The 20,248-nt window shown below is 70.6% G+C and carries 18 protein-coding genes; 7 read left to right on the top strand and 11 right to left on the bottom strand.

Going from position 1 to position 20,248, the window contains the following annotated elements:
• Positions 1 to 50: 50 nt before the first annotated feature.
• From nhaA to QBE02_RS09125, 3 genes are all read right to left on the bottom strand, one after another.
• Complete coding sequence (gene nhaA, locus QBE02_RS09135; protein WP_279365448.1) at positions 51 to 1,376, bottom strand: Na+/H+ antiporter NhaA; 1,326 nt, start codon at positions 1,374 to 1,376, stop codon at positions 51 to 53.
• A gap of 210 nt (positions 1,377 to 1,586) precedes the next feature.
• A complete protein-coding gene (locus QBE02_RS09130; protein ID WP_074696106.1) occupies positions 1,587 to 2,924 on the bottom strand; it encodes a uracil-xanthine permease family protein in 1,338 nt (445 codons plus the stop codon).
• Between the two features lie 115 nt (positions 2,925 to 3,039).
• Positions 3,040 to 4,005 carry a phosphoribosylaminoimidazolesuccinocarboxamide synthase gene (locus tag QBE02_RS09125; RefSeq protein WP_279365447.1) on the bottom strand — a complete coding sequence of 322 codons (966 nt, stop codon included), beginning with the start codon at positions 4,003 to 4,005 and terminating at the stop codon, positions 3,040 to 3,042.
• Between the two features lie 78 nt (positions 4,006 to 4,083).
• Between QBE02_RS09125 and QBE02_RS09120 the strand changes: the two genes are divergently transcribed.
• The 5 genes from QBE02_RS09120 to QBE02_RS09100 all read left to right on the top strand — a co-directional run bounded on the left by QBE02_RS09120 (position 4,084) and on the right by QBE02_RS09100 (position 10,450).
• Positions 4,084 to 5,835, top strand: coding sequence for a BCCT family transporter (locus QBE02_RS09120; RefSeq protein WP_279365446.1), 1,752 nt, complete (start codon positions 4,084 to 4,086; stop codon positions 5,833 to 5,835).
• Positions 5,836 to 6,065: 230 nt separating this feature from the next.
• Positions 6,066 to 6,689 (top strand): PadR family transcriptional regulator, encoded by a 624-nt coding sequence (locus tag QBE02_RS09115; protein ID WP_279365445.1) that lies wholly within the window; start codon positions 6,066 to 6,068, stop codon positions 6,687 to 6,689.
• Positions 6,686 to 8,239 carry a DHA2 family efflux MFS transporter permease subunit gene (locus tag QBE02_RS09110; RefSeq protein ID WP_279365444.1) on the top strand — a complete coding sequence of 518 codons (1,554 nt, stop codon included), beginning with the start codon at positions 6,686 to 6,688 and terminating at the stop codon, positions 8,237 to 8,239. The genes QBE02_RS09115 and QBE02_RS09110 overlap by 4 nt, the downstream gene beginning before the upstream one ends.
• A gap of 149 nt (positions 8,240 to 8,388) precedes the next feature.
• Positions 8,389 to 8,799: a hypothetical protein gene (locus QBE02_RS09105; RefSeq protein ID WP_279365443.1), complete on the top strand. Its 411-nt coding sequence runs from the start codon at positions 8,389 to 8,391 to the stop codon at positions 8,797 to 8,799.
• A gap of 403 nt (positions 8,800 to 9,202) precedes the next feature.
• Entirely contained in the window at positions 9,203 to 10,450 is a 1,248-nt protein-coding gene (locus QBE02_RS09100; protein WP_279365442.1) for an ice-binding family protein, read from the top strand.
• Between the two features lie 254 nt (positions 10,451 to 10,704).
• Here the strand turns inward: QBE02_RS09100 and QBE02_RS09095 are convergent, their stop codons facing one another.
• Positions 10,705 to 11,214 carry a hypothetical protein gene (locus QBE02_RS09095; RefSeq protein ID WP_268103057.1) on the bottom strand — a complete coding sequence of 170 codons (510 nt, stop codon included), beginning with the start codon at positions 11,212 to 11,214 and terminating at the stop codon, positions 10,705 to 10,707.
• On the bottom strand, positions 11,214 to 11,804 hold the full coding sequence (locus QBE02_RS09090; RefSeq protein ID WP_279365441.1) for a class I SAM-dependent DNA methyltransferase: 591 nt from the start codon (positions 11,802 to 11,804) through the stop codon (positions 11,214 to 11,216). The genes QBE02_RS09095 and QBE02_RS09090 overlap by 1 nt, the downstream gene beginning before the upstream one ends.
• Positions 11,805 to 11,939: 135 nt before the next feature.
• Here QBE02_RS09090 and QBE02_RS09085 point away from each other — a divergent pair, with 135 nt between their 5' ends.
• Positions 11,940 to 12,620 carry a MarR family winged helix-turn-helix transcriptional regulator gene (locus tag QBE02_RS09085; protein WP_279365440.1) on the top strand — a complete coding sequence of 227 codons (681 nt, stop codon included), beginning with the start codon at positions 11,940 to 11,942 and terminating at the stop codon, positions 12,618 to 12,620.
• A gap of 84 nt (positions 12,621 to 12,704) precedes the next feature.
• Here the strand turns inward: QBE02_RS09085 and purD are convergent, their stop codons facing one another.
• Complete coding sequence (purD, locus tag QBE02_RS09080) at positions 12,705 to 13,976, bottom strand: phosphoribosylamine--glycine ligase (protein WP_279365439.1); 1,272 nt, start codon at positions 13,974 to 13,976, stop codon at positions 12,705 to 12,707.
• A gap of 287 nt (positions 13,977 to 14,263) precedes the next feature.
• On the opposite strand from purD, the gene QBE02_RS09075 reads away from it, so the two are divergent.
• Positions 14,264 to 14,620, top strand: coding sequence for a sterol carrier family protein (locus tag QBE02_RS09075; RefSeq protein WP_056225751.1), 357 nt, complete (start codon positions 14,264 to 14,266; stop codon positions 14,618 to 14,620).
• A 111-nt stretch (positions 14,621 to 14,731) separates the two neighbouring features.
• Here the strand turns inward: QBE02_RS09075 and QBE02_RS09070 are convergent, their stop codons facing one another.
• The 5 genes from QBE02_RS09070 to QBE02_RS09050 all read right to left on the bottom strand — a co-directional run bounded on the left by QBE02_RS09070 (position 14,732) and on the right by QBE02_RS09050 (position 20,232).
• Positions 14,732 to 15,664, bottom strand: coding sequence for a sugar kinase (locus QBE02_RS09070; protein ID WP_279365438.1), 933 nt, complete (start codon positions 15,662 to 15,664; stop codon positions 14,732 to 14,734).
• Positions 15,661 to 16,299, bottom strand: coding sequence for a bifunctional 4-hydroxy-2-oxoglutarate aldolase/2-dehydro-3-deoxy-phosphogluconate aldolase (locus QBE02_RS09065; protein WP_279365437.1), 639 nt, complete (start codon positions 16,297 to 16,299; stop codon positions 15,661 to 15,663). The genes QBE02_RS09070 and QBE02_RS09065 overlap by 4 nt, the downstream gene beginning before the upstream one ends.
• Positions 16,289 to 17,515: a D-mannonate dehydratase ManD gene (manD, locus tag QBE02_RS09060; RefSeq protein ID WP_279365436.1), complete on the bottom strand. Its 1,227-nt coding sequence runs from the start codon at positions 17,513 to 17,515 to the stop codon at positions 16,289 to 16,291. The genes QBE02_RS09065 and manD overlap by 11 nt, the downstream gene beginning before the upstream one ends.
• A gap of 243 nt (positions 17,516 to 17,758) precedes the next feature.
• Positions 17,759 to 19,159: an MFS transporter gene (locus QBE02_RS09055; RefSeq protein WP_279365434.1), complete on the bottom strand. Its 1,401-nt coding sequence runs from the start codon at positions 19,157 to 19,159 to the stop codon at positions 17,759 to 17,761.
• Positions 19,160 to 19,227: 68 nt separating this feature from the next.
• Complete coding sequence (locus tag QBE02_RS09050) at positions 19,228 to 20,232, bottom strand: L-idonate 5-dehydrogenase (protein ID WP_279365433.1); 1,005 nt, start codon at positions 20,230 to 20,232, stop codon at positions 19,228 to 19,230.
• Positions 20,233 to 20,248: the final 16 nt, after the last annotated feature.

Here is a 20,248-nt window from a genome sequence, read left to right as displayed (position 1 = left end):
CTGTCCCGGTCGCGAAGCCTGGCCTCGTGACGTCGTCCGGCGCGCTCCGCTCAGCGGGCGTCGGGCCGCTGGTACACGTCGGGGACGTCGTCGCCATCGGCATCCACCGCTTCGTCCTGCGCGAGCTGCATGTAGCGGCGGTTGCGCACCAGCAGCACGGCGGAGGCGAAGACGGATGCCAGGATCGAGGCCGCCATGATCGCGATCTTCGCGTCGTCGGTGTGCGGGGAGCCCTCGGGGAAGCTCAGCTCGGCGATCAGCAGCGACACGGTGAATCCGATGCCGGCGAGCAGGCCGACGCCGGCGAGGTCGATCCACTTCAGCGCCGGGTCGAGCCGAACCTTCGTCACGAGGGTCAGGATGCGCACGCCGAGCAGGATGCCGATCGGCTTACCGAGAACGAGACCGGCCACCACACCGATGGTCACGGGGTCGGTGAGCGCCCGCATGACGCCCTCGCCCCCGCCGACCGCGACCCCCGCGGCGAAGAATGCGAAGATCGGCACCGCGATGCCGCTCGACAGCGGCCGGAAACGGTGCTCGAACTGCTCGGCGAGATCCATGCCGTGGTGCTCGGGCTGTCGGCGCGAGGCGGCGACGGGAATGGTGAAGGCGAGGGCGACACCGGCGATCGTGGCGTGCACGCCCGACGCGTGCAGGAAGGCCCACGCGGCGAAGCCGATCGGCAGCAGCACGACCCACGCCCCCCACGCGTGGCGCGAGAACCACGCCCGCGCCCGGTGGGCGATGACGCCGTAGATCACGACGAGCACCGCGAAGACGGCCAAAGGAAGCAGCGAGATGTCGCTGGTGTAGAAGATCGCGATGATCGCGATGGCGATGAGGTCGTCGACCACCGCGAGGGTCAGCAGGAAGATGCGCAGGGGCCCGGGCAGGTGCGAGCCGACGAGTGCGAGCACGGCGACGGCGAACGCGATGTCGGTCGCGGTCGGGATCGCCCATCCGGCCAGCAGGCTCGGCTGCGTGTGCACGATGGCGACGTAGATCAGGGCCGGAACGGCGACGCCCGCGAACGCCGCCGTGACCGGAACGATCGCGGTGCCGAAGCGACGCAGGCTGCCGCTGACGATCTCGCGCTTGAGCTCGAGGCCGACCATGAAGAAGAAGACCGCGAGCAGGCCGTCGGCCGCCCACGTGCCGAGGCTCAGGTCGAGGTGCCACGGCTCGTAGCCGAAGCGGAAGTCGCGCAGCGCGAAGTAGGCGTCGGAGGCCGGCGAGTTCGCCCAGACGATCGCGACGATCGCGGCGACGACCAGCAGCATGCCGCCGACGGATTCGCGGCGGAGCAGCGTCGTGACGCGGTGGACTTCGGCGTAGCCGGGCCAGCTCGGCGCGCGGGTGGTGTCGTGGCTCATGAGGCCTCCTGAGGGGTCGATCGACGAAATGTCGACCAGACTTCCCGACGCACCGGGAGCCAGTTTACCGTGCCGCCGCTGTCGCTTGCCGTGCGCCGAGATCACCGGCGATCGTCGAGATCACCCGCATGGCGGGTCGCCTCGCGAAACGCGGGTGACCTCCGCGCCGCGGCGGGCGACGAGGGGAGGGGATGCCGGGACCCCGGCGGCTCAGCTCGGGTCGCCGCCCAGGGGACCCACCGCGGGGATGGGGCCGCCGTCGTCGGCGCCGGTCTTGCGGGCGCGGGCGATCGCGTTGCCGAGGTGGTAGATCAGCAGGGCCGCGACCGATCCCAGCACGATGGCACCGAGCTGGAAGTCGCCCCATTGCATGGTGAACCCGGCGATCGCGAGCACCAGCGCGACCGCGCCGGTGTACTGGTTGACCGGGCGCGAGAAGTCGACGCGGTTGTCGACCCAGATCTTGATGCCGATGATGCCGATCAGGCCGTAGAGCGCCGTCGTGACGCCGCCGAGGACACCCGCGGGGATGGTGTTGAACACCGCGCCCACCTTGGGGGAGAGGCTCAGCACGATCGCGGTGATGCCGGCGACCCAGTACACCGCGGTCGAGTAGACGCGGGTCGCGGCCATGACGCCGATGTTCTCGCCGTAGGTCGTGGTTCCCGAGCCGCCGAAGGTTCCCGCGAGGGTCGTGGCGACACCGTCGGCGATGAGGGCGCGACCGGTGGAGCGGTTGGCCGTGGCATCCGTCATCGCCGCCACACCCCGCACGTGACCGACGTTCTCGGCCACGAGCACCAGCACGACGGGGAGGAACATCGCGATGACCGACCAGGTCGCCGGCGTCGTGAAGTCGGCGATCTCGAAGGTCGGCAGGCCCACCCACGGGGCCTGCGCCACGGCGTCGAAGTCGATGAGCGTCTCGCCCGAGACCGCCTGGATGATCACGGTCGCGACGTAGCCCACGATCACGCCGAGGAAGATCGAGATGCGACCGAGGAAGCCCCGGAACAGCACGCTGAACAGGATCACCGCGACGAGCGTGATCGTGCCCGGCAGGGGCTGCAGCTGAAAGTTCGACCATGCGACGGGGGCGAGGTTGAAGCCGATGAGGGCGACGATCGCGCCCGCGACCACCGGCGGCATGACCTTGTCGACCCAGCCGAGACCGACGAACTGCACGATGAAGCCGATGACGGCCAGCAGCACGCCGACGGCGACGATGCCCGCCAGGGCCGAGCCCGTCCCGGCCGTCGCCGTGGCGGCGGTGATCGGCGCGATGAACGCGAACGACGAGCCGAGGTAGCTGGGGAGGCGGTTCTTCGTGATGAGCAGGAACAGCAGGGTGCCCACACCCGAGAACAGCAGCGTCGTCGACACCGGGAAGCCGGTGAGCACCGGCACGAGGAACGTCGCGCCGAACATCGCGATGACGTGCTGGAGGCCGATCGCGATCGTCGCGCCCCAGTTCAAGCGCTCGCCGGGGGCGACGACGGCCCCGGGCTCGACCGTGCGGCCGTTGCCGTGCAGCTTCCAGCGGAACATGTGTCTCCTCAGGTGGGGGTGTGGCCGAGACCGTACGCGCTCGGCGAGAACGCACCGTTTCGTCGAGGATGCGATGCGGTTTCGGCGAACGGATGCGGTTTCGAGAGAGGGCGGGTCAGACGCCGGTCAGCAGACGCAGCAGCGTCGCGTAGCGCTCGCGCGTGCGCTCGACGATCTCGTCGGGAAGGACGGGCGGCTCGCCCTGCTTGTCCCAGTTCGCGGCGAGCCAGTTGCGCACGATCTGCTTGTCGAAGCTCGCCATGCGCTCGGCGGGCGTGGATCCGGTGCGCCAGGCCTCGGCGTCCCAGTATCGCGAGGAATCCGACGTGAGCACCTCGTCGGCGAGCGTCAGCACGCCGTCGGAGTCGTAGCCGAACTCGAACTTCGTGTCGGCGAGGATCAGCCCACGGGCCTCCGCCGTCGCGGACGCACGACGGTAGATCTCGAGCGACAGGTCGCGCAGGGCGGTGGCCGTCTCGACCCCGACGAGCTCGACCGAGCGCTCGAAGGTGATGTTCTCGTCGTGCTCGCCCATCGGCGCCTTGAAGGCGGGGGTGTAGAGCGGTTCCGGCAGGCGATCGCCGTCGGTCAGGCCTTCGGGCAGAGGGATGCCGCAGACCGTGCCCTCCGCCTGATACTCGGCCCAGCCCGAGCCGGTGAGGTAGCCGCGCACGACGCACTCGATCGGCTGCATGTCGAGGGACCGGACGAGCATCGAGCGCCCCTGCACGGCATCCGGGATCAAGGACACCGGGTCGTCGCCCCGCAGTGCGTGGTCGGCCGCCAGGTGGTTGGGGAGGGAACGGCCGCCATCGGCGCCGGCGAGCTGGTCGAACCACCACAGGCTGAGGGTGGTCAGCAGTTCGCCCTTGTCCGGGATGCCGGGGGAGAGGACCTGGTCGAAGGCGCTCACGCGGTCGCTGGCGACGACGAGGAGGTGCGCGGGGGCCTCGCCCTCGACGGTGTCCGAGGGTACGTAGAGGTCGCGCACCTTGCCGGAATAGACGTGGCGGAAGCCCGGGAGCTCGAGCGGGGGAGCGGAGGTCACCCGCTCATTATTGCGGGTGCGCGCGCCCCGCATCGGCGCGGATTGTGGCACACAGCCCGCGCGAGCGCCTGCCCCCCGGCCGCGACGACCCGCCTGACTACCCTCGGGAAAATGACCGATGACACCCCCGGACCCGCGGTCGCCATCGACCCCCACGCGGGCAGCAGCCACAAGACGATTCGCGGCTGGGTCTTCTGGCCTGCCGCGGGCATCGCCCTCGCGTTCATCGCCTTCGCGTTGTTCTTCCCCGCGGCCGCCGAAGCCACCTTCGCCTCGGTGCAGACCTTCATCGTGTCGACCTTCAACTGGTACTACGTGCTGATCGCGGCGTTCTTCGTCGCCTTCGCGCTCGCGATGGGCTTCAGCCGCTTCGGCAATATCACGCTCGGGCAGGACGACGACGAGCCGGAGTTCTCGACGATCTCGTGGTTCTCTCTCTTGTTCGCCGCCGGCATGGGTATCGGCCTGGTCTTCTACGGGGTGAGTGAGCCGCTGAGCCACTTCGTCTCGCCCCGCCCCGGTGTCGAGGGCACTCCCGCCGAGCTCGCGCAGCAGGCGATGTCGCAGACCTTCCTGCACTGGGGCGTGCACGCGTGGTCGATCTACGTCGTGCTCGGTCTCGCGCTCGCCTACGCCTTCCACCGCCGTCGTCGGCCGCGCACGATCCGCTGGGCTCTCGAGCCGATCCTGGGTGCGCGTCTGGTCCAGGGCGGGTGGGGCAACGCGATCGATGTCGCCGCCCTCGTCGGCACGCTGTTCGGTGTCGCCACCTCGCTCGGCCTGGGCGTCATCCAGATCAGCGCGGGCCTCGACTTCCTCGGCGTCGTCCCGCCCAGCATCATCAGCCAGGCGATCATCATCGGCATCATCACCGGGTTCGTCCTCTTCTCACTCCTGTCCGGCGTCGGCAAGGGCATGAAGTGGCTCTCGAACATCAACCTCGTGCTCGCGGGTCTCCTCATGCTGTTCCTGCTGTTCACCGGTCCGACGGAGTTCCTGCTGCGCGACGTGGTGCAGTCGATCGGCAACTACATCCAGAGCTTCGTCGGGCTCTCTTTCACCGTCAGCGCCTACGCGGGCGATGACGGTGTCGCCTGGCAGGGCGCGTGGACGGCGTTCTACTGGGGCTGGTGGATCTCGTGGGCGCCCTTCGTCGGCATCTTCATCGCGCGCATCTCGCGGGGTCGTACCGTGCGCGAGTTCGTGGTCGGCGTCATCCTCGTTCCGACCCTCGTCGGCATCCTGTGGTTCACGGTGCTCGGTGGCACCGCGATCTACGGCGAGCTCACGGGCACAGCGACCTACACCGGGCCCGACGGGTCGGTCGATGTGTCGACGGCTCTCTTCCAGATGCTCGAGAACGTCCCGGCATCCGGGATCTTGATCGTCGGCTTCCTCATCCTCATCGCGGTGTTCTTCGTGACGTCCGCCGACTCCGGTGCCCTGGTGATGAGCATGATCGCCACCGGCGGCGAAGAGGAGCCCAAGAACTGGGTGCGCGTGTTCTTCGCCCTCGCCACCGCGGTGATCGCGTTCGCCCTGCTCATCGCGGGTGGTCTGAACGCGCTGCAGACCGCGGCGATCAGCATCGCTCTGCCCTTCAGTGTCGTGCTGCTCGCGATCTGCTGGGCCACGGTGGTGGCGTTCCGCCGCGAGATGAAGGCGTACGACAAGGCCGAGCGGGCGCAGCTGCGCGACTCGATCGGCGAGCACTACGGCCTCGAGGTCGAGGAGCCCAACCAGCGGGGAATCTTCGGCATCCCGGTGCGCTGGCGTCAGCGTCGCGCGGTGACGGCACCGGCAGAGAGCCGGACGGAAGCGGACGCGCCTGCCGAGGTCGCGAACGATTCCTCGTCGGCCTGAGTCCCGGCATTCGGAACCTGTCCCGAGCACGCCGCGCCCCGACCGGGTGCGGCGTGCTCTGCGTCGGGCGCACGCCCTCGCCGCCGGCGGGCGTCCGCGGGATGACCGACCCCGCGCGGCGAGGCGGAGGTGCGTCGGACACCCGATGTTCATCCGCGCGGGTTCGCGAGGCGTGGCGAGACCGCGTATAGTCCATGTGGACTAGTCGACACGGACCATGAGGAGGATGGATGCTGCAGACCAGCCGCCTCACCCCCGTCGCCGTCATGATCCTGGCCACGCTCCGCGAGGCCGACATGCACACGTACGAGCTCGTGCGTTTGTTGAAGGAACGTCGCGACGACCGGCTCATCCCGCTGCAGAAGGGCACGATCTACCACACGGTCGCCCGCCTCGAACGCGACGGACTCCTCGCCGAAGCCGGCGTCGATCGCGACGGCAACCGCCCCGAGCGGACCACCTACACGCTCCGGGATGCCGGCCATCGGGCCCTCGAAGAGTGGGTGCGCGCCGAACTGCCCCGCATCGACAGGCCGAGTGAGTTCCGCGTCGCCCTCTCCGAAGCCCACAATCTCGACCGCGCCGAAGTCATCGACCTGCTCGACCAGCGTCGCGCCGAGCTCGTCGCCTCGGTCGAGGACCATCACGACGGGTTGACCGCCGCGGCCGAGCGCGAAACCCCCGAACAATTCCTCATCGAGCTGCGGCGCCAGTCCGCTCTGCTCGACGCCGAACTCGCGTGGCAGGACTCCCTGCGTGCGCGCCTCGCCGATCGCTCCCTCGCCTGGGGCATCGCCGAAATCCCCGAACACATCAAGAAGAAGCACCGCGTCTCAAAGGAGACCACCCCATGACCGACTCCCGCGCCGCCTCGGCATCCACCACCGGGTCTCACAAGACCCACGAACGCAGCCCCTGGCCGGCCCTCTGGGCCCTGGTCATCGGGTTCTTCATGATCCTGGTCGACACCACGATCGTCTCGGTCGCGAACCCCGCCATCAAGGCCGCCCTCGACCCCGACACCAACAACCTCGACAACGTCGTGTGGGTCACCAGCGCCTACCTGCTGACGTACGCGGTCCCGCTGCTGATCACCGGCCGTCTCGGCGACCGCTTCGGCCCGAAGAACATCTACCTCACGGGCCTCGCGCTCTTCACGCTCGCCTCGCTCGCGTGCGGTCTGGCGCCCTCCCTCGAGGTGCTGATCGTCGCCCGCGCCGTGCAGGGTCTCGGTGCCGCGCTGATGACGCCGCAGACCATGGCCGTCATCACCCGCACCTTCCCGCCGCAGAACCGTGGGGCGGCCATGGGCCTGTGGGGCGCCACCGCCGGTGTCGCGACCCTCGTCGGCCCTCTCGCCGGCGGCCTGCTCGTCGACGGCCTCGGGTGGGAGTGGATCTTCTTCATCAACATCCCCGTCGGCATCATCGGCTTCGTCGCCGCCGTCATCCTCGTGCCGCAGCTGCCGCGCACTGCGCACAAGTTCGACATCCTCGGCGTCGTGCTCAGTGCCGTCGGACTCTTCCTCATCGTGTTCGGCCTGCAAGAGGGCGAGCACTACTCGTGGGCCGCGTGGATCTGGGCGATGGTGGCCGCGGGTGTCGTCGTCATGGCGCTGTTCGTCTGGACGCAGGCGCGCAGCAAGGGCGAGCCGCTCGTTCCGCTCGCGCTGTTCCGCGACCGCAACTTCTCGATCGCCAACCTCGCGATCGCCGCGGTCGGCTTCACCGTGACGAGCATGGCGCTGCCGCAGATGTTCTACCTGCAGCTCGCCCGCGGTCTCACCCCGACCGAGTCGGCGCTGCTGCTCGTGCCGCTCGCGATCCTGTCGGGCGTGCTCGCCCCCTTCGCGGGCAAGCTTCTCGACCGCACCGACCCGCGCTTCCTGCTCGTGCCGGGACTCCTGCTGGTCGGCGGCTCGCTGGGGCTGTACGTGGCGCTCATCCTGAACGACGCCCCGATCTGGATGTTCCTGATCCCCTCCGTCTTCATGGGCATCGGAAACGCCGGCATGTGGGGGCCGCTCGCCACCACTGCGACGCGCAACCTGCCGCCGCGTCAGGCGGGCGCGGGCGCCGGCATCTACAACACGACCCGCACGGTCGGATCGGTCATCGGCTCGGCATCCATCGCCGCGTTCATGCAGGCCCGTCTCGAAGCGAACCTGCCCGGTGCTGCCGACGCATCGGCCAGCTTCGGCGGGGGCGCGCTTCCGCCCCAGGTCGTCACCGGCTTCTCGCAGGCCATGGGCGAGTCGCTCACCCTGCCGATCATTGTGATCGCCCTGGGCCTCGTCGCGGTGCTGTTCATGCGTCGGCCGTCGATGATCCGGCCGCACGGCGCTCCGCGCGACGCGGTTCCGGCCCAGGCGGCCCAGGCGGCTCCCGCCGCGGCGGGGGAGTAGCCCGCGCGATCGAACGCCGTCGTCCCTCCGCGGGGCGGCGGCGTTCGGCGTTTCATCGGGAGGGATGATGCGCGGATGCCGCGGACTCGGTCCTGCGCCCGGGGAGGGGCTTCTGCTCGCGATGCGAGGATGCGCGGCAGGATGGGGGGATGGCCCGGCAGCGCGCTTTTCCTCACCGTCCGCGCACGACCGTGACGATGCACGAGGGCGATGTCGTCGCGGTTCCGCTCGACGACTCCGCGTGGGGCGCGCTGCACGTCGTGTCGCTTCGGCGCTCGGGTCCGGTGAGTCGGTCGGCGTTCGTCGCCGGTGTACTGCCGTGGCGCGGGGAGGCTCCGCCGCGTGCGGACCAGGTGGAGGGGCTCGCCGTCGTCACTCAGGCCCTCGTGGGGAAGGAGCTGTTCACCGACGGTCTGCTCGAGATCGTGGCGAACACCCCCGTCGTTCCGACGTCGTTGCCGAACAACTTCCGCGACAACGGGATCGGTGTGCGGGTCAATGTCTGGGGGTGGCGCGCCGCGATCGATCAGGTGCGGGCCTGGCGACCTTCGCCGGACTGAGCGAACCGCACCGGGCGGTGCGCGGGAGGCGCCGCAACGGATTCTCGCCCACACCGCTTCCCCGGCACCCACGACACCCGACCGGTGCGGAGTTGGGGGGGGGGGGGGGCACCGGCCGGGCGGCCTCGAGGTCCGCATCGCGGAACACGACGAAGACGAGGCGGCGGGGCGTTTCGTCACGCCGCGGGGGGAAGTTACTCGGTGATCCGGCGTCCGCGCTGTCGGGACCCCGCGTCACGTACGCCGTTGAGGCGTCGAACGAGGACGAAGCTGGCAGTTGGTCGCCAATGTCTGCGCATCCGCCTAGGGAAAATGTGAGAGGCGCATACTTCGAAGACCGGAGATCATGTGCACGTCGTCGACGTTCGCTTAGTGCCTCTTCGTCATCAGACAGGGGCCACTCATGGCCACGTCCCGTTTTCTCCGCCCCCTCACTCTCTCCGCCACCGGTGTCGGCCTCGCAGCAGTCATGGGGGTCGCGTTGATCTCCCCCGCCTCGGCCGCGACCGTCATCGACGGCCCGGTCGATCTCGGTACCGCCAGCACCTACGGAGTGCTCGGTGCCAGCGCCGTCACCAACACCGGCCCCACACTCGTCAACGGCGACCTGGGGCTCTCTCCCGGGACGTCCATCACCGGCTTCGGTGGCCCGACGGACGGCGTGGTCAACGGCACCGTCCACCAGACCGATGCCGCGGCCGCCCAGGCGCAGCAGGACGCTCTGACGGCGTACGGCACCGCGGCCTCGCTGACGCCGACCCGCACAGGACTCGATGAGCTCAACGGGCTCTCGCTGTCGCCCGGCGTCTACTCAGGTGGCGCTCTGGCCCTCGCCGACACGGGCGCTCTGACCCTCGCCGGAGACGCCGACTCGGTGTGGGTGTTCCAGGCGGCATCCACTCTCACGATCGGATCCGGGAGCCGGATCACGATCACCGGCGGAGCGACCTCGTGCAACGTGTTCTGGCAGGTGGGCAGTTCGGCTACCCTCGGTACCGCCGCAGACTTCCAGGGAACGGTACTTGCACAGCAGTCCGTCACCGCGACCACCGGCGCAACCGTCCAGGGCCGACTCATCGCTCAGAACGGTGCGGTGACCCTCGACACCAACACGATCAACGCATCCACCGGTTGCCCTCCTCCCGGCACGGTGTCGGAGACGACCGCTCCGACCATCACCTCGCCCCCGCCGGGCGACGCCACCGTCGGTGAGGGCTACACCGCGACCATCACCGCCGCGGGGAACCCCACACCGACCGTCACCGTGACCGGGCTGCCTGGGGGTCTCGTCTTCGACGGCAGCACCGGCGTCATCTCGGGCACGCCCACGACCCCCGGCGACTACGTCGTGGTCATCACCGCGTCGAACGGCACCTCGCCCGACGCGACGCAGACCGTCACCCTCGTCGTCGGTCAGCCGGCCCCCGCGCCCAGCCCGTCTCCGTCGTCGCCCGGCGCGAGTCCGGCACCGTCGGCATCCACTCCGGCGGCTGGAAACGCGACTCCGCCCCCGGGAACGCGTGCGAACACTCCCGGTGGACTCGCCGTCACGGGTACCGATCCGACGATGGCGATGGCTCTCGCCGGCGGGTTGCTCGCCGCAGGGCTCGTGGTCGTCGTCATCGCCCGCCGCCGCGCGCGGCGCTCCTGATCGATTCCCCACGAACGCGAGGCCGGTGATCCCTGAGGGGTTACCGGCCTCGAGCCTTTTGCGCAGGGTGAGAGGACGTCCATCACGCATCTCCCGCCGTCCTCAGCGGGACGCCGGGGTGATCCAGCTTGACCGCGACGTGTCCTGCCACGTGATCGAGACGCGGTGGGAGTCCGCGTTCGACTTTGCCGAAGCCCGCGAGACGTGTCCGCCGGCCGAGAAGCGCATCTGTGGTCGCCGTTGTCGTCGTGGGCTCAGCCGTCGAACGCGTCGCGCCGGACGAAGGCCGCGTCGTCGGGCAGTTGCTCGACGAGATCCGGCGGGCACTCGGTGCCCAGTTCGCGGGTCGTCGTCGCGGGCGTCCGGCCGAACGTCGCGGTCACGTCCCAGCAGCTGTAGACCTCACTCGGACCGTTGTAGAGCCCGCCGCCATCGCGGGGGAGGTCCGGCCGGGGACCCGACGAAAGGAAGACGGAGAAGGTAGCGGTGGGCCCGACGATGTGCAGGTCGTAGACGACCATCGCGCCTTCGCGGACATCGGGTGGTGTCTGTCCCATGCGATCCCACGCGGCATTCCGGAGCCCCGTGAGCACGGTCCCGGTCTCGCGCTGCGAGACATCGAGGAGCGCCCCCACCTTCTCGTGCGCCATCGTCTGCCGCCAGAGCACCGCGTCGACGTCCTGGCGCCCCCTCTCCGAGGAGCACCCCGCGAGCCCCAGGACCACGGCGCTCAGCCCGAGCGCGACAACACTCCGCGCCCGCATCACGCCCGCCGCTCGCAAAGCAGCGCCCCCACCGGCCGGGCGCCGAGGGTCGCGCGCGTGTGGGTCTCGACGACGTCGAAGCCCGCGGCATCCGCTCTCCGCCCCAGCTCCGCGGCGGGCCAGCGATAGGCGCGGGTCACAGCGTGATCGAACGCCTCGATGCTCTCTCCGACGAAGAAGCCGAGCAGCAGCCGCCCGCCCGGACGGAGCGTTCGGGCGAACTCCCGCAGCGGGACAGCGATACGAGCGGACTCGTGGTGGATCGTCGAGAACCACGACAGGATGCCGCCGAGTGCCCCGTCCCCCACCTCGAGCTCGTCGATCGAGCCGAGATCGAACCGGATGCCGGCATGGGTCGCCCGCGCGTGCGAGATGAACCGCGGCGCGAGGTCGACGCCCCGCACGTCGAGGCCGCGCTGGGACAGATGGCCCGTCCAGTGGCCGGGGCCGCAGCCAGCGTCGAGGACCGGGCCGGTGACCGCGGTGGCCCAGGCGTCGACGACGCTCCGGTCGACCGGGTGGACGGCATCCATCGTCCCGAGGGTGGCGATGTACTCGGTCGCCCGGGCGTCGTAGGCGGTCGGACTCATTCGTCCGAGGGTACGGCGGTCGCGCCGAGCGCACGACGATCACCGCCGGCCCGTCACGTTGCGAGGTCCAGGCGCGAGAGCACCCGCGGCGGACGTCGCGCAGCGTGTCCCCCATATGGGGGACAAGCTGATAGTTTGAACGTCGGCTTCACCGTCCGGGTGTGCCCCCACGCATTCCGCCCGGGCGGTGAAGTCCTCCGACCGCCTCACGTTCGCGGCTCGCGGTCGGCAACCGTCGTCACGCCGACGCCCACGGCGAAGAGAGGGGGTGCGCGCTTTGTCAAGCACCCTCACCCCGAGCACGTCGTCACACCGCCGGGCGTACTGTCGAGAGTTCTGTATGGGATCGCGAGAACGAGAGAACCGGTGAGGGCATTCATGACCCCAGTTGCGGAGGCCGCATCGCCCATCGCGACGGCCCTCGAACGGTACATGCGCGAGCGTGACCGCTGTCTCACGCAAGCGCGACGCCTCCTCGATCTGAACAACGTAGACGTCCTCGCCATCGTTCACATCGCCGAGAACCCCGGTATCCGACCGGGGCAGCTACGCACTCATCTGAACCTCACCTCCGGCGGCATCACCACCCTCGTCGACCGACTCGAGCAGCGAGACATCCTGCGTCGAGAATTCGACCGCCACGACCGGCGGGTGGTCCGCCTCCACGCGCAGATCGACCTCTCCGTCGACCCGTGGAAGTGCCTCGTCCGCTTCGACTCCGCCTTCGAAGCCGCCCTCGCGGACATCGATCCGGACCTCGAGCGTGACATCGTCGCCGTGCTCACCGCCGCGACCGACTCGGCCGAGCTCAAATAGCCCGGCCCGAGGGGCGTCGCGCCCTCGTGAACGACGACGACGGCGCGCCGTCCCGTGCGCGCCAGCCGGAGCGGACCGCCGGGCTCAGCCCCGGGTCACCCGCGCCGCGATGTCGGTGCGGTACTGCCCGCCCTGGAGACCGATCCGCTCCAGGCCGGCGTAGGCCGCCGCGCGCGCCTCGGTGAACGTCGTGCCGGTGGCGACGACGCTGAGCACTCGCCCACCCGTCGCGACGAGGTCACCGTCGCGCAGCGCCGTCGCGGCGTGGGCGACGTGGACGCCGTCGACCTCTTCGGCCTCGTCGATCCCGGTCAGCACGCGACCGGTGAGAGGGGCCTCGGGGTATCCCTCGCTCGCGAGCACGACCGTGACCGCGGTCGCCTCGGCGAAAGCGGGACGCGCCAGGTCCTCGAGCGTGCCCGAAGCCGCCGCCAGCAGAAGGCGGGACAGGGGGTCGATCAGACGCGGCAGGACGACCTGCGTCTCGGGGTCGCCGAAGCGGGCGTTGAACTCGATGACCTTCACGCCCTGCTCGGTCAGGATGAGTCCCGCGTAGAGGAGTCCGATGAAGGGGGTGCCCTCGGCATCCATCTGGCGGATCACGGGCTCGGCGATGTCGCGCGTGACCTGCGCCACGAACTCGTCCTCGCCGCCGAAGCGCTCCGTCAGCCAGGGGAGGGGCGAGTACGCCCCCATGCCGCCGGTGTTGGGGCCCTCGTCGCCGTCGCGCAGGCGCTTGAAGTCCTGAGCGGGGCTGAGGGGGGCGACGTGGTCGCCGTCGCTCAGGAAGAAGAGCGAGACCTCGGGGCCCGAGAGGAACTCCTCGATCAGCACGGCGCCGCTCGGCAGGTAGCTCTCGGCGTGAGCCAGGGCCGCCGCGCGGTCGGAGGTCACGATGACGCCCTTGCCCGCGGCCAGACCGTCCGCCTTGACGACGTACGGGGAGCCGAACCGGTCGAGGGCGGCCTCGACGGCGGCGGTGTCGTGCGCGCGGACCGATCCGCCGGTGGGGACGCCCGCGGCATCCATGATCCGCTTCGCGTAGGTCTTCGAGCCCTCGAGCTGGGCCGCGGCCTTGCCCGGGCCGAACACGGGGATTCCGTGCGCGCGCAGCGGGTCGGCGACGCCCGCGACGAGGGGCGCCTCGGGGCCGACGACGACGAGGTCGATCGCCTCGTTCTTCGCGAAGGTCAGGACGGCGGTGGGGTCCATCGGGTCGACATCGACGAGGTGCGCTTCGCGGGCGATTCCGGCGTTGCCGGGGGCGGCGAAGATCGCGTGCGACTCCTCTTCGGAGCGCAGCGCGAGGATGATGGCGTGCTCGCGCGCGCCCGAACCGAGGACCAGGATTCTCACGCGGACAGCCTACCGAGAGCGGGATCGCACCCTCGCGCCGCGGGCGCTACGCAGGACGCGCGACCGGCCGGCCGCATCGGGCGGGCACGCTTGGCTTCGCAGGCGTACGTTCTCCTGCGTTGTGTCGCGGTGGGTCCCGAGGGGGCGTCCCGACACCACGCAGGAGACCCGGCGACAGGGCGCGCCCGGGCCGGCGGTTCTCCCGTGTTCGCGCGCCGATCTCCTGCGTCGTGCCGCCACGCTCCGCGCGGCGCCCCCGCCACTGGCCCGCGGGTAGCGTGGATGCCATGCCTCCCCGCCGCATCGAGACCGGAGACGGCCGTGCCGCGCTCGCCGCGGTCGCTGCCGGAGACGCGCCGCGCCCGGCGACCGCCACGGCCGTGCGCTACCTGCTGCAGCTGCTCGTCGAGAAGGCCCCGGGCAACTCGGTCGAGATGCGCGTGCCGCCCTTCGGCGCGGTGCAGGTGATCGAGGGCCCCCGGCACACGCGCGGCACTCCGCCCAACGTGGTCGAGACCGATGCCGCAACCTGGATCGCCGTCGCGACCGGTCAAGAGAAGTGGGCGGATGCCGTGACCGCCGGCCGCATCGTCGCCTCGGGCGTGCGCGCCGACCTCAGCGCGTTGCTGCCGCTGCGGCCGTAGCCCGGGTCGCGGCATCCGCGGCTCTTCATCGAGGGCACGCGATCCGCGCGAGATCACACGAACGATCCGTGCACCGTCGCGCGGAACGCGTGACCTCGGTCGGCGCCCACGTCAGCGCCGCACCGGATCCCCGCCGCCGGCGAGGAAACGCTCGAGGTCCCGGCGCGTGGGCGCGGCCTCCCAGTCGCCGGGCACGAGGCAGGCCATCGCGCCGCAGGCGTTGGCGCGCACCAGCGTGTCGGCCACGTCGAGGCCCTCGAGGTGGGCGCTGAGGTAGCCCGCGACGAACGCGTCGCCCGCGCCGACCGTGTCGAGCGGATCGATGACGAAGCCGAGGGCCTCGGTGTCGCCCGCCGTGGTCAAGGCGGTGGCTCCATCCGGGCCGCGCTTGACCACCACGTGCTGCACGCCGGAATCGAGCAGCGACTCGGCGGCATCCGGGCTCATCAGGGCGAACTCCTCGACCCCGCCGAACACGAGGGTCGACATCGCCGCGATCTCGCGGAGGATCGGACCCGCGACCGCGGAGGACGCCAGGGCGGAGCGGTAGTTGACGTCGAAGCTGACGGGAACGCCGGCGGCGCGGGCGCGCTCGACGGCTGAGAACACGGCGGCGCGAGCGGTGTCGGACAGAAGGGGAGTGATCCCCGTCACGTGCAGCAGATCGGCGTTCTCGATCCATCCCGCCGGAACGTCGTCGGGCGCGAGGCGTGAGCCCGCCGAACCGCGGCGGTAGTAGTGCACGGCGGTGGATACCGCGGACGGGCGCTCCTTGAGCATCAGGCCCGTCGGGGCCTCGGCGTCGACGATCGCGTGCACGTCGAGTCCTTCTCCGCGCAGCTCCCGCGCGATGCGCTCGCCGAGCGGGTCGTCGCCGACGCGGCCGAGCCACGCGGCGTCGACGCCCAGACGGCGCAGGCCCACGGCGACGTTGGTCTCGGCACCCCCGATGCCGAGGGCGAGGCCCGCGGCGTGGCGGAGCGAGCCGACCTCGGTCGTCCGGGCGAGCGCCATCGTCTCGCCGAGGGTGACGACGCGGGTCACGCGGGTACGTCCGATCCCGCGCACACCGCGACGAACCGCTCGGCCCGCTCGCGGAGCGCGCCCAGGTCGCCGCCGCGGAACGCGTCACCGAGAAGCGGACCGCCGACGCTGACCGCCACGGCGCCCGCCGCGAGCCAGGCGGCCGCGCTGTCGGCATCCACCCCTCCCGAGGGGACGACGGCGATGTCGGGGAACGGTCCGCGCAGGTCCTTCAGGTAGCCGGGGCCGACCTGACCGGCCGGGAACACCTTCACCGCCGAGGCGCCCACCGCCCACGAGGCGAAGAGTTCGGTGGGGGTGAGGCCGCCGGGGACGATCGGCATGCCCGCGGCGACCGCGCGTTCGACCAGCACGGTCGAGGTGATCGGGGTGACGACGTAGTCCGCGCCGACGGCGATTGCGCGTTCGAGCTGGTCGAGGTTCGTGACCGTGCCGATGCCCAGGTCGCCGTCGAACGACGAGCGCAGATCCGCGAAGGCGTCGAAGGTGCCGGGGGTCGTGAGCGTCAGCTCGACGCTGCGCACGCCCGCCTCGGCGAGCGAGGCCAGCACGGGCGCGTAGTCCGACGCGGCGGATGCCCGCGCGACGACGACGAGCTTCGACGAGACAGTGCGGGAGGGAAGCTCACCAGTCATGGACGGTCCCGTCGAGCAGGCGGTTCACGGGCAGGTACGCCTTCGTGTACTCGAACGCGCCGGCGGCCTCTTCGTCGAGCTCGACGCCGAGACCGGGCTGGTCGCCCGGGTGCAGGAAGCCCTTGTCGAAGGTGAACGACGTTCGGAACACCTCGAGCGTCTGCTCGTTGTGCGGCATGTACTCCTGAATGCCGAAGTTGTGGATCGCGAGATCCAGGTGCAGCGCCGCCGCCATACCGACGGGCGAGATGTCGGTCGGACCGTGGATGCCGGAGCGGATGCCGTAAATCGCGGCGAAGTCGAGCAGCTTCTTCATCGCGGTGATGCCGCCGGTGTGGGTCACGGCCGAGCGCACGTAGTCGATCAGGCGCTCGGTGATGAGCGTCTGGTAGTCGTACACGGTGTTGAACACCTCGCCGATCGCGAGCGGGGTCGTCGAGTGCTGGCGGATGAGGCGCAGCGCCGTCTGGTCTTCGCCGGGGGTGGCGTCTTCGAGCCAGAACAGGTCGTAGGGCTCGACGTCCTTGGCAAAGCGCGCCGCCTCGATCGGCGACATGCGGTGGTGACCGTCGTGCAGGATGCGCAGGTCGGTGCCGAACTCCTCGCGGATCTTCGAGAAGACCCCGGGCATGTGGTTGAGGTACTGGCGCGTGTCCCAGGTCTCTTCGGCGGGGCGGTCGCCCGAGCGCTTAGCGGGCTCGTAGTCGTAGCGCACGCCCGGGCCGGCGGCCGAGACGCCGTAGATCTGTCCGAGGCCGGGGACGCCGGTCTGCACGCGCACGGCGGTGAAACCGAGCTCGCGGTATCCGGTGATCGCGTTAGAGAGGGCCTCGAAGTCGGTGCCCGAGGCGTGGGCGTAGACGCGCACGCCGTCGCGGCTCGCACCTCCGAGCAGTTGGTACAGCGGCATCCCGGCCTTCTTGGCCTTGATGTCCCAGAGCGCCATGTCGACCGCGGCGATCGCGGCCATGGTCACCGGTCCTCGGCGCCAGTACGCCCCGCGGTACAGGTACTGCCAGGTGTCTTCGATGCGGTCCTCGTCGCGGCCGATGAGCATCGAGGCGAGGTGGTCGGAGAGGTACGCCGCCACCGACAGCTCGCGGCCGTTCAGGGTGGCATCGCCCCAGCCGACGATGCCGTCGCTCGTGGTGATCTTCAGGGTGACGAAGTTGCGGCCGGGGCTGGTGACGATGACGTCGGCGGAGGCGATGCTCATATGCGGACTTTCTGGCGAAGGGAGGCGGCGGGTCGGAGCGGGGCACGATTCGTGGCCCCGGGGCGCTGGAGGGGGCAGCGCCCCACACGCGGGGGCGTCGGAGCTGGCCCCGGGGCGTCGAACGTGGACCCGGGGCCACGCCGGACGCCCCGGGAGGACGCGCGAGGGGAGAGGGATGCCGGGCGGGCCCGCCGTGACGAACCCGCCCGGGTGCGGGGCCGCCCGAGAGGGGCCCCGCGGGAATCACATCGCGGGGCGGGGATCCCGCAGATCGCGACCGGTCCACTCGGGGGCGACGATCGCGGCGACCAGGGCCGACGCGGTGAAGACGCCCATGAGCACCATGATCGGCACGATGCTGCCGGTGGCAGCGGCCACCCACGCGGCGGCGATGACCGGGCCGATGCCGGTGGCGACGATCGCGGCGACCTCGCGCACGACGGCGGTGAGGGTGTAGCGGTTGCGGGCGCCGAAGATCTCGGGGATCGAGATGTTCTCCATCGACGCCAGGCCCAGCACCGAGATGTTGTGGATGAGCGCGTAGCCGACGAAGATCGCACCGACCTCGCGGGAGTTGATCATCAGCAGCGTCGGCACGATCAGCACGAGCGACAGCGCCGACATCACGATGTACATGCGGCGGCGGCCGAACTTGTCGCCGAGGAAGCCGACGAGCGGAATCGTGAGGAACCCGATCAGCGACGAGACGATGACGATCTCGGGGCCGACCTCCTTCGAGATCGCGAGGGTGATCGTGATGAACGAGATGAGGTAGGTCTGCACGATGCCGGAGTTGCCGGCCTGGCCGAAGCGCAGGAAGAACGACACGAGCACGGCCTTGAGGGGCTTCTTCTGCAGCGACTCGAGCGTGCGGATGTCGTTGGTCTCGGTGGCGACCTTGCGCAGCTCGGTGCGCGAGAGCGCCTTGCCGTCGACGACGTCGGTGCGCTCTTCGAAGACGGGGCTCTCCTTGAGGTTGAAGCGCACCCAGAGAGCGAAGAGCATGATGATCGCGCTGCCGATGAAGGGGATGCGCCAGCCCCACGCGATGACGTCGCTCTCCATCATCACGGCGAGCAGGATCGCCCAGATGCCCGAGGCGAACAGCGTTCCGCAGTTGGTGCCGAGCGCGACGAGCGAAGCGACGACGCCGCGGCGGTTGTCGGGGGCGTACTCGGCGAGCATGACGCCCGCGCCCGAGATCTCGGCTCCGGCGCCGAAGCCTTGGGCGAGGCGGAGGACCACGAGGAGGATCGGAGCCAGGATGCCGACCTGCTCGTAGGTGGGCAGTATGCCGATCAGGGTGGTCGCGGCGCCCATGAGCAGGATCGTGTAGAACAGCACCTGCTTACGGCCGATCTTGTCGCCGATGCGGGCGAAGAAGAAGGCGCCGACCGGGCGGGCCACGTAGCCCACGCCGTAGGTGGCCATCGCCAGAACGACCGCCATCGCGGCGTCGCCCCCGGCGAAGAAGATCTGGCTGAACACGAGGGCCGCGGCGAGCGAGTAGAGCTGGAAGTCCATGAACTCCAGCGCGGTGCCGAGCCAGCCCGAGACGGCGGCGCGGGCGAGGTCGCCGACGGACCGTTTGGCGACGGGCGGCGACGTCGAGGCGTCGACGCCGGGGGCGGATGAGCTGCTCATCGGATTACTCCTTCGTAGGTGATGCGTAGCGGGATCGCTGGGTGTCGGGGGATGTTCGAGGGGCCCGCTCAGAGAGCGAGCAGGACTTTGGCGGATGCCGAGGAGTCCCGCGCCACGGCGAACGCGCTGACCGCGTCGGCGGCGGGGACGACGTGCGACACGACGGTGTCGAGCGCGTCGGTCGAGGCGAGCATCGCGATGGCATCGTCGATCTCGGTCGAGAAGCGGAAGGCTCCGCGCAGCGTCAGCTCCTTCGCGAGCATCGGGGCGAGGTTCACCCCGAGTTCGGCATCCGGCAGCATGCCGACCTGCACGACGGTGCCGGCGCGGCGGACGGCGCGGACCGCCTGGGTGAGGGCCACTCCGACGCCGGAGCACTCGAAGACGACGTCGAACGACTCGTTCTCGATCGCGTCGGTGCCCACGAGGAAGGTCTCGGCCGCACCGAGGGCGCGGGCGCGCTCGAGCGGTTCGGGGCGCACGTCGCTCGCGCCGACCAGCTCGGCTCCCGCGTGCACGGCGGCCGCCGCGACCAGCAGGCCGATAGGGCCGGACCCGATGACGAGCGCCCGCTTGCCGGAGAGGTCGCCCGCGAGGCTCACCGCATGGATGGCGACGGCGAGGGGCTCGGCGAGGGCGGCGCGCTCGAGCGACAGCCCCTCGGGCAGGACGCGGATCATCTGTTCCTCGACCACGAGCAGCTCGGCGGCTCCGCCCTGTCGGTGGGGGAAGCCCGCGGCGCTGCCGAGGTAGTCGCCGCCCGCGCGCAGGTGCGGGCGCTCCTCGAGGCCCGGCACCGAGGGGCCGAAGCGCGCGGGGTGCACGGTGACGGGCGTGCCCGGCGCGAGGCGACCCGAGGGGTCGAGGTCGACCTCGGCCGACAGCTCGTGACCGGGGGTCAGGGGCTCTCGCACCGCGTACTCGCCGTTCTTGCCGTGGAAGTAGTAGTGCAGGTCCGACCCGCAGATGCCGACGTAACGCACGCGCAGCCGCACCTCGCCGTCGCCGGGTTCGGGGGCGGGGCGGTCTTCCCAGCGGATGTCCTCCGCGGCGTGGATCGCGAGAAGCTTCATCGCGTCTCCTTCGGGT

This window comes from Microbacterium testaceum (assembly GCF_029761935.1).
GTDB classification, from domain to species: domain Bacteria; phylum Actinomycetota; class Actinomycetes; order Actinomycetales; family Microbacteriaceae; genus Microbacterium; species Microbacterium testaceum_A.
This window is presented reverse-complemented; position numbering and strand designations above follow the sequence as displayed.